The sequence below is a fragment of the Pseudonocardia autotrophica genome (assembly GCF_003945385.1).
Classification (GTDB): domain Bacteria; phylum Actinomycetota; class Actinomycetes; order Mycobacteriales; family Pseudonocardiaceae; genus Pseudonocardia; species Pseudonocardia autotrophica.
This window is the reverse complement of the sequence record NZ_AP018920.1, coordinates 3,931,179-3,945,077: the sequence shown is the minus strand read 5'-3', so window position 1 is coordinate 3,945,077 and position 13,899 is coordinate 3,931,179. Positions and strand designations below refer to the sequence as shown.

At 73.4% G+C, this 13,899-nt stretch carries 12 protein-coding genes; 8 read left to right on the top strand and 4 right to left on the bottom strand.

The window, feature by feature from the left end:
• Positions 1-120 precede the first annotated feature (120 nt).
• From Pdca_RS18415 to Pdca_RS18405, 3 genes are all read left to right on the top strand, one after another.
• Positions 121-684 carry a TetR/AcrR family transcriptional regulator gene (locus Pdca_RS18415; protein WP_197719758.1) on the top strand — a complete coding sequence of 188 codons (564 nt, stop codon included), beginning with the start codon at positions 121-123 and terminating at the stop codon, positions 682-684.
• Positions 685-920: 236 nt separating this feature from the next.
• Positions 921-1,988, top strand: a complete 1,068-nt coding sequence (locus Pdca_RS18410) for a phosphotransferase family protein (RefSeq protein WP_085916731.1) — start codon at positions 921-923, stop codon at positions 1,986-1,988.
• A gap of 10 nt (positions 1,989-1,998) precedes the next feature.
• Complete coding sequence (locus Pdca_RS18405; protein ID WP_085916730.1) at positions 1,999-3,285, top strand: acyl-CoA dehydrogenase family protein; 1,287 nt, start codon at positions 1,999-2,001, stop codon at positions 3,283-3,285.
• A 148-nt stretch (positions 3,286-3,433) separates the two neighbouring features.
• Here Pdca_RS18405 and Pdca_RS18400 read toward each other — a convergent pair whose 3' ends face one another.
• Together Pdca_RS18400 and Pdca_RS18395 are read right to left on the bottom strand one after the other, a co-directional pair.
• Positions 3,434-4,822: an IS1380 family transposase gene (locus tag Pdca_RS18400; protein WP_125911460.1), complete on the bottom strand. Its 1,389-nt coding sequence runs from the start codon at positions 4,820-4,822 to the stop codon at positions 3,434-3,436.
• A gap of 119 nt (positions 4,823-4,941) precedes the next feature.
• Positions 4,942-5,556, bottom strand: a complete 615-nt coding sequence (locus Pdca_RS18395) for a TetR/AcrR family transcriptional regulator (protein WP_085911236.1) — start codon at positions 5,554-5,556, stop codon at positions 4,942-4,944.
• A gap of 95 nt (positions 5,557-5,651) precedes the next feature.
• Between Pdca_RS18395 and Pdca_RS18390 the strand changes: the two genes are divergently transcribed.
• Positions 5,652-6,539 (top strand): enoyl-CoA hydratase-related protein, encoded by an 888-nt coding sequence (locus tag Pdca_RS18390; protein ID WP_085911235.1) that lies wholly within the window; start codon positions 5,652-5,654, stop codon positions 6,537-6,539.
• A gap of 24 nt (positions 6,540-6,563) precedes the next feature.
• Here the strand turns inward: Pdca_RS18390 and Pdca_RS18385 are convergent, their stop codons facing one another.
• The gene (locus tag Pdca_RS18385) at positions 6,564-7,472 is read right to left on the bottom strand and encodes a LysR substrate-binding domain-containing protein (RefSeq protein ID WP_085911234.1); all 909 of its coding nucleotides are present in this window, start codon (positions 7,470-7,472) and stop codon (positions 6,564-6,566) included.
• A gap of 115 nt (positions 7,473-7,587) precedes the next feature.
• Between Pdca_RS18385 and solA the strand changes: the two genes are divergently transcribed.
• From solA to Pdca_RS18370, 3 genes are all read left to right on the top strand, one after another.
• Complete coding sequence (solA, locus tag Pdca_RS18380; RefSeq protein WP_085911233.1) at positions 7,588-8,781, top strand: N-methyl-L-tryptophan oxidase; 1,194 nt, start codon at positions 7,588-7,590, stop codon at positions 8,779-8,781.
• Positions 8,774-10,012: an aromatic ring-hydroxylating oxygenase subunit alpha gene (locus Pdca_RS18375; RefSeq protein ID WP_085911232.1), complete on the top strand. Its 1,239-nt coding sequence runs from the start codon at positions 8,774-8,776 to the stop codon at positions 10,010-10,012. Before solA ends, Pdca_RS18375 begins: the two co-directional genes overlap by 8 nt.
• Before the next feature lie 93 nt (positions 10,013-10,105).
• Positions 10,106-11,272 carry a GDSL-type esterase/lipase family protein gene (locus Pdca_RS18370; RefSeq protein WP_085911231.1) on the top strand — a complete coding sequence of 389 codons (1,167 nt, stop codon included), beginning with the start codon at positions 10,106-10,108 and terminating at the stop codon, positions 11,270-11,272.
• A gap of 212 nt (positions 11,273-11,484) precedes the next feature.
• On the opposite strand, the gene Pdca_RS18365 is transcribed toward Pdca_RS18370, so the two are convergent.
• Positions 11,485-12,468, bottom strand: coding sequence for a LysR family transcriptional regulator (locus Pdca_RS18365; RefSeq protein ID WP_085911290.1), 984 nt, complete (start codon positions 12,466-12,468; stop codon positions 11,485-11,487).
• A gap of 91 nt (positions 12,469-12,559) precedes the next feature.
• Here Pdca_RS18365 and Pdca_RS18360 point away from each other — a divergent pair, with 91 nt between their 5' ends.
• Entirely contained in the window at positions 12,560-13,858 is a 1,299-nt protein-coding gene (locus tag Pdca_RS18360; RefSeq protein ID WP_085911230.1) for an aspartate aminotransferase family protein, read from the top strand.
• Positions 13,859-13,899 lie beyond the last annotated feature (41 nt).

The window sequence follows — 13,899 nt, the reverse complement described above, 5'->3', positions numbered from 1 at the left end:
AGGCGGCGATCTCCGGTCGGGTACCGTCTTAGACGGAACAACGTTCCACAAACATACGGAACAACGTTCCGGTTGTGCAACTCGTTCGACGGGAGGTCCGCGGTGGCGGGGAGGTCCGAGGTGTCCGGAGAGGCTGTACCGAAGCGGGCCGACGCCCGGCGCAACGCCGAGTCGGTGGTCGCCGCCGCGGCAGCCGCGTTCGTCGAGTACGGCGTCGAGGCACCGGTCCGCGACATCGCCGCCCGCGCCGGGGTCGGGGTCGGCACGGTCTACCGGCGTTTCCCGACCCGCGCGGACCTGGTCGTGGCCGTCTACCGGCACCAGGTCGAGGCCTGTGCCCGCGCCGGCGAGGAACTCCTGGCCGGTACACACGACCCGCACGACGCACTCGCGCGCTGGGTCGACGGCTTCGTCGACCTGCTGGTCACCAAGCACGGCCTGGCCGAGGCCCTGCACGGCGACGAGTTCGAGACGCTGCACGCCTGGTTCCTCGACGCGCTGCTGCCGGTGTGCGACCGGTTGCTCGACGCCGTGGCGCGGGCCGACGGGGTCGCCGTCCCGGTCGGCTCCTACGGGTTCCTGCGTGGTATCGGCAACCTGTGCATCGGCGCCGGGAGCGATGTCCGCTACGACCCGCGAGCGCTGGTCGCCCTGCTCCTGGCCGGGTTACGGAGCGGGCGGTGACCGGGACCGGCCGCGCCGGTACCTGACGCGGCTGCCGGACCGGCCCGGCCGGCCGGCTCGGGCAGCAGCCGGGTGCCGGCCATGTCCACGCCAGCCCTACGACGCCTCCGGCACCGACGGCCGGGCGTCCGGGGCGCGACCTCGGCCGGTCGGCGTACGGCGCGCCCTTCTCCCAGCCGCGGCACGATGTCATGCTGGCTTAACGATCGTTCAGCGTCGAGACGAGAGTGGGGCCCATGGGCGGTGCCGAACCGGACCGGCCGGCCGGGATCGATCCGGCCCGGGTCGGCGGCTGGCTCACCGGCAACGTCGCCGGGCTGGTCGGCCCGGTCGAGTTCGCGCTGGTCGCCGGCGGCCGCTCGAACCTCACCCACCGGGTCACCGACGCCGCCGGGGCGACGTACGCACTGCGCCGCCCGCCCACCGGCGGGGTGCTGTCCACCGCGCACGACATGGGCCGCGAGTGGCGGTTCCTGTGCGCGCTGGAACCCACCGCGGTGCCGGTCCCGCGGCCGCTCGCGTTCTGTGCCGATCCGGCCGTGACCGGAGCCGAGTTCTACGTCATGGAGTTCGTCGAGGGCACGGTCCTCGCCGACGCCGCCGCCGGGAGCGCACTGGGACCCGCGGCGTGCCGGCGGGCCGGGGAGCAGACCGTCGACGTGCTGGTCGCGCTGCACGCGCTCGACCCGGCCCGCACCGGACTCGGGGATCTCGTGCGCCGCACTGGCTACCTGCAGCGTCAGCTGCGGCGCTGGCACGCCCAGCTGCACTCCTCGGCGGACCGGCTGCCCCGGCTCGCCGCCGATCTCGCGCTCCTCGACGAGGTGCACGATCTGCTGCTCGCGCACGTCCCGGAGCAGACCGCCGGGATCGTGCACGGCGACTACCGGCCGGGCAACGCGGTGTTCGGCGCCGACGGCACGCTGCTGGCCGTGCTCGACTGGGAGCTGGCCACCACCGGCGACCCGATGGCCGACCTGGGCTGGCTGGTCTCCGGCTGGCAGCACCCGGGGGAGGACCTGGTGCCGACGACCGACGGCCCGAGCACCGCGCCGGGCTTCGGGCTGCGGGACGAGCTGGTGCGCCGCTACGCGGACGGATCCGGTCGCGACGTCGCGGACCTGCCGTACTGGACGGCGTTCGCCCGCTGGCGTGCGGCCTGCATCAGCGCCGGGGTGCAGGCGCGGTACCTGGCCGGGCACATGGCCGACGACGGCCACCTGGCCGAAGCGCGCTCGCGCGGCGAGCACGTGACGCGACTGGGCGAGTCCGCCCGGGCCGCTCTGCGCGGACCGGACATCTGAAGGGGAGCCGATGGCCTGGGATTTCTCGACCGAACCGGAGTTCGAGGAGAAGCTGGAGTGGATGCGCGGGTTCGTCCGCGACGAGATCATCCCGCTGGAGACGCTCGATCTGGCGCCCGTCGACCTGGACCGGGCGACCGCCCCGCTCAAGCAGGAGGTGCGGGCGCGCGGGCTGTGGGCGGCGCACCTGCCGCCCGAACTCGGCGGCGAGGGATTCGGCCAGGTCCGGCTCGGGCTGATGCACGAGATACTCGGCCGCTGCGTGTACGCGCCCGCCGTCTTCGGCAACAACGCACCGGACTCCGGCAACGCCGAGCTGCTGGCCGTCGGGGCGAACGCCGAGCAGAAGCAGCGCTGGCTGGAGCCGCTGCTCGACGGCACGCTGCGCAGCGCGTTCTCGATGACCGAGCCCGGAGCGGGCGCCGATCCGACACTGCTCACCACCCGGGCCGAGCGGGACGGTGACCACTACGTGGTGAACGGTCACAAGTGGTTCACCTCGAACGGTTCGGTGGCGGACATCCTCGTGCTGATGGCCGTCACCGACCCGGACGCACCGCCGCGCAGGCGGGCGTCGATCTTCGTGGTGCCGGCCGACACACCGGGCGTGGAGATCCTGCGGGACGTGCCGACGATGGGCGACCCGGACGAGCACTTCGGCCGGCCCGGCGGGCACGCGGAGATCCGGTACCGGGACGTGCGGGTGCCCGCCGCGAACCTGATCGGGGAGGAGGGCGACGGCTTCCTGCTCGCCCAGAAGCGGCTCGGCCCCGGCCGCATCCACCACTGCATGCGCTGGCTGGGCCAGTCCCAGCGGGCGTTCGACATGCTGTGCGAACGGGCGGTCTCCCGCTGGACGCACGGCTCGCTGCTCGCCGAGAAGCAGATGGTGCAGGACTGGATCGCGACCTCGGCGGCCGAGATGACCGCAGCCAGGCTGATGACGCTGCAGGCCGCCTGGAAGATGGACCGGGGCGGCACCGCGGCGGCCCTGACCGACATCGCGATGATCAAGTTCTACGGCGCGGGCGTGCTCTACAACGTGATCGACCGGGCGGTGCAGGCGCACGGCTCCCTCGGTTACACCACCGACCTGCCGCTGGAGTCGATGTACCGGCACGCCAGGGCCGCCCGGATCTACGACGGGCCGGACGAGGTGCACAAGGTGACGGTCGCCCGCCGGGTGCTGCGGGAGTACCAGGCCCGGGAGGTCCCCTCCGAGCACGTGCCGACCCGGCGGGAGGCGGCCCGGGCGAAGTTCGCGGACCTGCTCGACGCGTTGTCGGTGGGATCGTGAGCGGCGGCTCAGCCTGAATCCACCGGTTCTGCTTCGGATTGATCTTCGCCTAGTTGTTGATCTTCGATTCCGGGTGTGGGCATGAGGGTGCCTGGAGTGGGGGTTTCCGGGTCCTCGGGTCGTGGCTGGTCAGGGTCGGTGACGGAGGTCAGCCGGCTGGTCCTGGCAGGGCGCGAAGTCGGTGTAGGCCTGCGATGAAGGCGTGGACCCAGGGCCAGTGGGCGGGTAGTCGTAGCTGGTGGCGGCGGGCGTGAGAGCTCAGCCGGGCGGCGACGCGCAGGTAGCGCCGGCGCAGGGTCTTGATCGTCTGGCGGGGTGTGGCGGCGAGCCCGGCCAGACGGGCGCTCCAGCGGCCCAGGTTGTGGGCCAGGGTCTGCAGGACCAGCCAGGCCTGGTTCGCGCCGAACCGTTTCGAGGGCAGGTGACTCAGCGCGAGGCCGTGTTTGAGGTCGCGGATGGCCAGTTCGACCTCGGCGTGGGCGCGGTGGAACCGGTCGAGCTCGACGGGGTCGCCGGACTGGTCGGTGATGAACGGGTGGTAGTCGTAGCCGGGAAACAGCTCCAGCTGTCCGGCGGCGGCGCGGCGGTCCCGGATCGCCGGTGGGGTCGGGGTGCGGCGCACGATCAGCCGGACCCAGACCCCGGCGCCGCGGTGTCGCCCGGGGAGCCCGTCGCGGCGGCGGTGGTCGCGGTCGAACACGCGCCAGCCGAGTTCGGTGACCGCGGCGCCGGGCTCGAAGTAGGGCACCGGGGTCCACTGCGACTCGTCGATCGCGGCGATCGTGGCGCGCATGCGGCCGATCATGCGGGCGCCGACGGAGAACCCCGCCCGGTGACGACGACATGCGGTGAGCACGTCGGCGAGGTAAAACCCGGTGTCGGCGCGCACCACCACCGGCCCGCCTGCGCCCGCGGCCCGGACCCGGGACAGCGTTTCGGCCAGGAACGACCCGGCCCCGCTGGAGTCGTTGGTGCGGCCCCGACGCAGCCGGGCGTGCAGCACGTCACCGGTCCCGGCCATCACCGCGAGCAGCGGGTGGTAGCCGCGGCGACCGGTGCGCATCACCTGCCGGGCCCCGGACTTGTCCAAGCCGTAGGTCTCGACCAGGGTCGCGTCGATATCGACCACCACCGCAGCGTCGTCGGGTGGGGTCGTCTCGACCGCCCCGAGCCCGGCGGCACGGGCCAGGACAGCTCGGGCGACGGCGTCGAGTTGGCGGGCGTGTCCCCAGCTCATCGACCGCAGGAACGTACCCACCGTCGACGCCGCGACCGCTCGATGGCCGAGCACTGTCTCGGTGGCGCCGGCACGCAGCGCGTTCACGTCGTCGATGCAGTCCCCACCGGCCAACGCCGAGTGGATCACGCTCAGGCACTTGTCCCCCGCGTTCGCGCCGGCGGTGACCCGGCTGTCGAGCAGGCCTGGCAGGCCGAGTCGCTGCCCCAACGTGGCCGGCAGCAGCAGCCCGGCATCGTTGATCAACGACTCGTCGTCGGCGCTGACCTGGATCCGGTCGAGCGCGTGGGATGCTTGCACCAAGAGGGTGCTCCCTTGTCCAGAACGTTGCTTGGTGTGAGAACCGCAATCGTCCTGCTCAGGAGCACCCTCTTCCCGTCACCACGCCGAACCACCCCGAACTATCGGTGGATTCAGGCTCAGCCGCGGTGGTCGACGATCCGCAGTGCGATCCCGGTGTAGCGCTCGGCCAGCTCCTGCGGCGCGATGTCGCCGTCGGGCTCGTACCACTGCACGATCGCGTTGCAGGCGGCGACGACGGCCCGCCGGGCGTCGTCGGGGTGCGGGCAGCCGAAGACACCACGGGCGACGCCGTCGTCGATGATGTCCGCCCACAGCCGGGTCGCGCCGCGGCGCAGGCCGGCGAGCCGCTCCCGGTTCTCGGGTTCGAGATTGCGCCACTCGAGGTTGGCGATGTTGCTCTCCACCCGCCGGCTCACCCGGTACTCCACGGTGACCCGGACGAGCGCACACAGCCGTTCCGCCGGATCGTCGCCGACCTCGCGCAGGGCGAGATCGCAGCGCTGGAAGTAGTCGTGGGTGATCTCCTCCATCAGCGCGGCCAGCAGGTGCTGCTTGCTGGGGTGCCAGTAGTAGAGGGCGGACAGCGACAGCCCCGCCAGCCGGGCGATGTCCCGGATCGAGGTGCCGTGATAGCCGCGCTCGGCGAAGCTCGCGCGGGCGGCAGCGGTGATCGCGTCCCGGCCGCCGCCGCGCCGGGGCGCACCCGGGTGGACGTCCTCGGCGGTGCTCATCGCGTCAGCATGGCTCATCGGCCCGGCCGGTGGCGGCCCGGCCCGGCCGGTCGGCCGGTGTCGTCCGGGCGCTGCGAGCGGGGCAGGATGGCCCGATGAGCGAGTACAGCGAGATCCGGGTCGACGTCGACTCCGGGGTCGCCACGATCACCCTGCACCGCCCGGACCGGCTCAACGCCTTCACCGCGACGATGGCCCGCGAGCTGGTCGCCGCGTTCGATGCCACCGACGCCGACGACGCGATCCGGGTGGTGATCCTGACCGGGGCCGGTCGCGGCTTCTGCGCGGGGGCCGATCTCGGTCGCGGGGAGCGCTCGTTCGACGCCGACGACGAGTCCCGGGCCGCCGAGCGCGGTGACTTCGGCACCGTCGGCGGCGCACCGCGGGACGGCGGCGGCGTCGTCTCGCTGCGGATGGCCTCCTCGCTCAAGCCGGTGATCGTCGCCGTCAACGGCCCGGCGGTCGGCATCGGCGCGACGATGACGCTGCCCGCCGACATCCGGATCGCCGCCGCCTCGGCCCGCTTCGGTTTCGTGTTCGCCCGCCGCGGGCTGGTGCCCGAGGCGGCGTCGAGCTGGTTCCTGCCCCGGGTGGTCGGCATCTCGCAGGCGATGGAGTGGGTCGCCACCGGCCGGGTGTTCGACGCCGAGGAGGCGCGCTCCGGCGGGCTCGTCTCGCGGGTGGTGCCGGACGACGAGCTGATCGGCACCGCCCGCGGGCTCGCCGAGGAGATCGCGCGGAACACCTCCGCGGTGTCGGTCACGCTGAGCCGCAGGCTGCTGTGGTCGATGCTCGGGGCGTCGTCCCCGTGGGAGGCGCACCGGCTCGACTCCGCGGCCATCCGCGATCTCGGTCGCGGGGCGGACGCACGCGAGGGCGTCACCTCGTTCCTGGAGAAGCGGCCGCCGCGGTTCCCGGGCCGGGTCGATGAGCATCTCGGCATCGTTCCCGGCTGGCCGGAGCGTCCGGAGGAGATGACCTGAGCCGGGACCCGGGGCGCGCCGGCCTCACCCGGTGCCGTCGTGCCCTGTGCCGGCGCACTCCCGGGCCGCGTCGACGAAGTGGGTCACCGCGGGGGAGCGGTTGCGCCGGCGCCACGCCACCTGCAGCGCGACCGACGGTACGTCGCCGGACAGCGGCCGGAACGCGACACCGGGCGGGCGCAGGTTGGCGTAGTACGACGGCTGCAGCGACACCCCGATCCCGGCCGCGACCAGGCTGAGCTGGGTCTCGATGTCGGCGCCCTCGGCGACGATCCGCGGGCTGAACCCGTGGTCGCGGCAGTAGCCGGTGATGATGTCGAAGAACTCGGCGCCCAGCGGCCGCGGCCACAGCACGAAGGGCTCACCGGCCAGCGCGCCGGCGTCCACCGTGTCGTGCCGGGCCAGCGGATGGTCGCCGGGGAGCACGACCAGCAGCGGCTCGGTGACCAGCTCCTCGACGACCACCGCGTTCGTCGGCGCCGCCGAGCGGACCAGCCCGACGTCCAGCCGCTCCTCGGCCAACATCATCATCTGGGCGGCGGTGTCGTGCTGGGACACGTCCATCTGCAGGTCCGGGAACCGTCCCCGGACCGTGCGCAGGATCCGTGGCGCGATCGAGGCGAGCGCCGTTCCGACCGAGCCGACGACGAGCAGCCCGCTCGCCCCCTCCGCTGCCTGCCGGACCCGGGTCCCCGCGCGCTCGGCCTCGAACAGCACCCGCGGTGCGGCGTCGAGCAGCACCCGCCCGGCCGGCGTCAGCTCGGTGGCCCGGCTGGTGCGGTCGAACAGCGTCGCCCCGAGGGCCCGTTCCAGGGTCCGTATCTGCTGGCTCAGCGCGGGCTGGCTGACGTGCAGCCGGGCAGCGGCCCGGCTGAAGTGCAGCTCGGCGGCGACCGTCAGGAACACCCGCAGCTGACGCAGCTCGACGTCCATCCCCGAATCATAAGGTCGGCCTTATCGCAGCATCGGGACGGCCGATCACGGATCGGCCCCACGGCGGCGCCGGCGGGGTCAGGGTGGGGGCGCGCCTACCTCCGGGAGATCCACAGTGAACCGTGACCATCCCTTCGTCGTCGTCGGATGCGGCGGCATCGGCTCCGCCGCGCTGTACTGGCTCGCCCGGACCGCGGCGCCGTACTCCCGGGTGCTCGGGCTCGAACGGCACACCCTCGGCCACCACAACGGTGCGAGCCAGGACCACAGCCGGATCATCCGGCTCGCCCAGCACCAGGACGTCTACGCCGCGCTCGCCCCGGACGCCTACCGCACCTGGCAGCAGATCGAGAGCCTCTCCGGCCAGACCCTGGTGACCGAGACCGGCGGCCTGGTGATCGAGGACGTCGCGGCCCGGCGCGGTCTCGACACCGGCGGACGCGACATCGACGGCTACGTCGCGGTCGCCGCCCGGCACGGCGTCGAGATGGAACTGCTCGACGCGGACTCGCTCACCGCGCGCTGGCCGCAGTTCCGGCTGCACGGCTCCGAGCGGGCGCTGTACCAGCGCCGCTCGGGCATCGTCGACGCCGGCCGGGCGAACGCCACACACGTCGCACTGGCCCGCGGGTACGGCGCGCAGATCCGGGAGAACAGCCCGGTGCGGGCGCTGCACGACGCCGGCCGGTACGTCGAGGTCGTGACCGACGACGAGGTCTACCGGGCCGAGCACGTCGTCGTGGCGGCCGACGCGCGCACCAACGAGGTGCTGGACGGGCTCACGCCGGCCCTCCCGCTCACCGTCACCCAGGAGCAGGTCACCTACTACTCGACCCCGAACCTGATCGACTTCGCACCCGAGCGGTTTCCGGTGTTCATGTGGCACGGCGCCGAGAACTACTACGGGTTCGGGGTGCACGGCGAGGTCGCCACCAAGCTCGGCCAGCACATGGGCGGCCCCGAGGTCACCGCCGACTCCCGGACCTTCGAGCCGGACCCGTTGCGCCGCAAGCGCCAGGAGGAATTCCTCGTCGAGCACGTGCCCGGCATGCTGGGGCCGGAGCTGTACACGAAGACCTGCTTGTACACGATGCCGCCGGATCAGCATCTCGTGCTCGGCACGGTGCCTGGATCGCCACGGGTCAGCGTCGCGGTCGGTGCGGGGCACGCGTTCAAGTTCGCCTCGCTGCTCGGCCGGATCCTGGCCGAGCTCGCACTCACCGGCCGCACCGGACACCCGGTCGAGACGTTCGCGCTCGACCGCCCGGCACTCACCGATCCGCACTTCCCGAGGTCGTTCCATGTCTGACACCGCCCAGTCCGACACCGCCCAGTCCGCCACAGCCCGCTCCGCCACCGCCTTGTCCGACACCGCCGTCCGGCTCCGGCGGCCCGGCTGGTCGCTGCCGCAGGCCGCCTACACCGATCCCGAGGTGTTCACCGCGGACCTGGAGCGGATCTGGGCCGGCGGCTGGCTGTTCGCCGGGCACACCTGCGAGCTCGCGGAGCCGGGCGACTACCTCACCCGTGACGTCGGCCGGGACCGGGTGATCGTGGTCCGCGGCGACGACGGCGCCCTGCACGCCCATCACGACGTCTGCGCGCACCGCGGGTCCCGGCTCACCACCGCCGACCGCGGATGCGTGCGCGCCTTCGTCTGCCCGTACCACCAGTGGGTCTACCGCACCGACGGAACGCTGCGCTCGGCGCGGCTGATGGGAGAGGACTTCGGGGTCTCGGCGTACCGGCTCGCCCCGGCCGCGGTGCACGAGATCGAGGGACTGGTGTTCGTCTGCCTGGCCGACGAGCCGCCGGACATCTCCGGGTTCGCCGAGGCGCTGGGCCCGCAGCTCGCGCCGCACCGGCTCGCCGACGCCCGGATCGAGACCCGGCTGCGCTACCGGGTCGCGGCGAACTGGAAGACGCTGGTGGAGAACAACCGGGAGTGCTACCACTGCGCGGGCAGCCATCCCGAGTTCACGCTGTCGAACTTCGATCTCGGGGTGAACGGCGACCTCCGGTCGAACCCGCGCTACGACGCCGCGGTGGCGCGGGCCCGCTCCCGCTGGGCCCGGCGCGGGCTGGCATCGGCGGAGGTCAGCTTCCCGGACGGCGCCTGGTACCGGGTCGCCCGGCTGCCGCTGCGCGACGGCTTCGTCACCGAGTCGCTGGACGGCCGCCCGGTCGCGCCGTTCCTCGGACGGCTCGGCGCCGCCGACGCCGGCAGTCTGCGGGTGGTCGGGCTGCCCGACATGTGGGCGCACGCCAACAGCGACTACGCGGTGACCACCCGGCTCACCCCGGTCGACGCCGGCACCACCGACGTCGAGCTGTGCTTCCTGGTCCGTGCCGACGCCGGCGCGGTCGACCGGGACGCCCTCACCGCGGTCTGGCGTGCCACCTCCGAGCAGGACTGGGCGCTGTGCGAGCAGGCCTACGCCGGGATCGCCTCCCGCGGGTACCGGCCGGGGCCGCTCTCGCCGGTCGTGGAGGCGTCGGTCGAGGCGTTCCTGGGGTGGTACGAGCGGGCGCTCGGCTGAGCACACCCCGGTTGACCGTGCCGTTGCGGCACGGTGTCTGCTCGGTCCCGAGCGCGCCCATCCCGGGTGCGGCGACCCGCCGGAGGCACGAGCATGCGCAGTACCGCGCGACCGGTCAGCATCCCCGTCACCGCGGAGCTGTTCCGCGGCGCGCTGGAATTCGAGCGGACACCGGTCGGGATCCGTCCGCACCGGCTCCCCGCGGCGGCGCTCGCCCAGGCCCGGGACCCGCAGCTGGCGATGGCCGAGGCCCAGCCGTCCGGGGTCCGGCTGGTGGCGGAGACCGAGGCGAGCAGCGTCGAACTGACGGCACTCGCGACCCGGTTCGCGTTCCTCGGGCTGCCCGCGCGGCCGCCCGGGGTGTTCGAGCTGACCGTCGACGGCCGACCGGTCGCGCGGGCGAGCCTGGACAGCGCGACCACGGTGAGCATCGATCCCGCCACCGGCGCCCGGGAGAGCAGCGCCGCCGAGCCCACGACGATCGTGTTCGACGATCTCCCCGCCGGCCCCAAGCTGCTGGAGATCTGGCTGCCGCACACCGAGACCGTCGAGATCGCCGGGCTGCGCGCCGACGCCGCACTGCATCCGGCGCAGCGGCGGCACCCGCGCTGGCTGCACCACGGCAGCTCGATCAGCCACGGCACGGGTGCGGAGCACCCGCTGGGGACCTGGCCGGCGGTCGCCGCCGCGGCCGGGGGGTACGAGCTGGTCAATCTCGGCTTCAGCGGCAGCGCGCTGCTCGACCCGTTCACCGCGCGCGCCATCCGGGACACCCCGGCCGAGGTGATCAGCCTCAAGCTCGGGATCAACCTGGTGAACCTCGACCTGATGCGGCTGCGGGCCTTCGGCCCCGCCGTGCACGGGTTCCTCGACACCGTCCGGGAGGGGCACCCGGACACCCCACTGTTCGTCGTCTCGCCGATCCACTGCCCGATCCACGAGGACACGCCGGGGCCCGGTGCGTTCGATCCGGCCTCGTTCGCCACCGGCCGGATGCGGTTCGTCGCGACCGGGGACCCGGCCGAGGTGCCCGCCGGGAAGCTCACCCTGCGGGTGGTGCGCGAGCACCTGGCCCGGATCGTGGCCGAGCGCAGCGCTGACGACCCGAACCTGCGGTACGTCGACGGACTGTCGCTGTACGGCCCGGACGACGCCGAGCTGTACCCGTTGCCGGACGATCTGCACCCGGCCGCCATCACCCACGTGCAGATGGGGGAGCGGTTCGCCGCCCAGGTGCTCGCCGGGCGCGGCACCGTCTGAGAGCGTGTCGTGCACCGCGCAGCACCGCCCCACAGGTGTCGCGGCTCATCCGATCACCGGCGCGCTGTCCCCGTGGTCCACGTGGGACATCCCCGTGCCGGAATCCGCTCACCCGGTGAGCGGATTCCGGGATCAGGCACACCTGCGGGCCCGCCCCTCCGGTGCCCGGGTCGCCCGGGCACCGGAGGGACCCGTCCGTCGAGGGAATCCGCTCACTCGGTGAGCGAATTCCGGGCCACATACCTCCCCGGCCCCTCCGCGTCCGCCGCCCGGCGGCCCCGGTGTGAACCGGGGGCGGCCAGCGCCGGGATGTCGGGATGGTCGAGCAGCGCCTCGACGACCGCGTCCACCGCCGCCCGCAGCGCCGTCCCGCGGCGGCGCACGATCGCCACGTTGCGGTGCACCGGGGTGGTCAGCTCCCGGGTGACGACGTCGTGGCTGGGCGCCACCGCGAGCGCGGGCAGCAGGGCGACCGACCGGCCGGCCTCGACGTGCTGCAGGGTCAGCAGGTAGTTGCCGAAGCGGCAGGCCACCCGCGGCTCGAACCCCGACTCCCGGCACAGCCGCCGGGTCAGCTCGTCCATGTAGGAGCCCGGCCGGTCGCAGGCCCACAGCTCACCGGCGCAGGCGGCGAGATCGACCACCCGGCGCCGGGCCAGTGAGTGGTCCGGCGGCAGCACCAGCACCACCGGATCCACCCCGAGCGGCACGATCTCCAGGTCGCGGCTCCACGGGAACTCGACGAAGTCGGTGGTCGTGACGACGACGTCCAGCTCACCGGTGCGCAGCGCCGGTCCGCTCTCGTGCGGCTCGGCCTCGACCAGCTCGACGTGCAGGTGCGGATGTGACCCGGTGAGCCGGGCGGTGGCCGGGACGGCGAGCGGATGGATCGCGCTCTGGAACACACCCAGCCGCACGGTGCCGATCGGCTCGTCGTTCAGCGCGCGCAGCTCGGCCTCGGCCTCCGCCATCCGGTCCAGGATCTCCCGGCCCCGGCGGGCCAGCGCGATCCCGGTGCGGGTCAGCCTGACCCGGCGCCCGGACCGCTCCAGCAGCCTGCTGCGGGTCTCGGTCTCCAGCACGGCGAGCTGCTGGGACACCGTCGACGGGCTGACGTGCAGCGTCTCGGCGACCGCACGGACGGTGCCCAGGCTGTCGAGCAGCCCGAGCATCCGCAGCCGCCAGGGGTTCAGCACCCCCGCAGTGTGCCCGCTGTGCACCGGAACCGAACAGCAGCGTCGGAATCGTGTGATGGACGTGCACGCCGGTGGTTCCTAGCCTCGAGGCATGCCGGACCCCACCAGCCATCTCATCCGCTACGCGGGCGGGTTCACCCCCGGGATCATCGAGCGCGCGAAGGGCACCTCGGTGTTCACTGAGGACGGCCGCGAGCTGCTCGACTTCACCTCCGGGCAGATGAGCGCGATCCTCGGTCACTCGCATCCGGAGATCGTCGAGGTGATCCGCGACCAGGTCGGCCGGCTCGACCACCTCTACAGCGGGATGCTGTCGCGGCCGGTCGTCGAGCTCGCCCGGCGGCTCGCCGAGTCCCTCGGGGACCCGCTGGACCGGGCGATGCTGCTCACCACCGGCGCCGAGTCGAACGAGGCGGCGCTGCGGATGGCGAAGCTGGTCACCGGCAAGCACGAGATCGTCTCGTTCGCCCGGTCCTGGCACGGCATGACCCAGGGCGCCGCGAACGCCACCTACGTCGCCGGCCGGTCCGGCTACGGACCCGGCGCACCGGGCAACTTCGCGCTGCCGGTGCCGGACCGGTTCCGGCCCTCGATCGTCGACGCCGACGGGAACCTGGACTGGCGCCGCCAGCTCGATCTGGGCTTCGACCTGATCGACGCCCAGTCGGTCGGCAGCCTCGCGGCCTGCCTGGTGGAGCCGATCCTCAGCTCCGGCGGGATGGTCGACCTGCCGCCCGGCTACCTGGCGGCGCTGCGCGACAAGTGCCGCGAGCGCGGGATGCTGCTGATCCTCGACGAGGCCCAGACCGGGCTGTGCCGGACCGGTGACTGGTACGCGCACGAGCGCGACGGCGTCGTCCCCGACATCCTGACGCTGTCCAAGACCCTCGGCGCGGGGCTCCCGCTGGCCGCGGTCCTGACCAGCGCCGAGATCGAGCAGGAGGCGCACGACCGCGGGTTCCTGTTCCTCACCACGCACGTCAACGATCCGCTGCCGGCTGCGGTCGGGAACACCGTGCTGGACGTGCTGCTCCGGGACCGGCTCGACGAGCGGGCCCGCGACCTGGGCACGCTGCTGCAGGACGGATTGCGCGAGCTCGCCGACCGGCACCCGGTGATCGGGGACGTCCGCGGCCGGGGGCTCCTGGTCGGGCTGGAGCTGGTCGGAGCGCCGACGCGCGGCGGCGCACCCGAGACCGACGCCGGCGTCGACGCGCTCGGCGCCGCGGTCACCCGGCGCTGCGCCGAGCTGGGCCTGCACATGAACATCGTGCAGCTGCCCGGGATGGGCGGCACGTTCCGGATCGCGCCGCCGCTGACCGCCACCGAGGCCGAGATCGGGCGTGGCCTGGAGATCCTGGACACCGCGCTCGCCGAGCTCACCCACTGACCGGTGCCCGCTGCGCCGCGTCGTATGCCGCGTCGTATGCC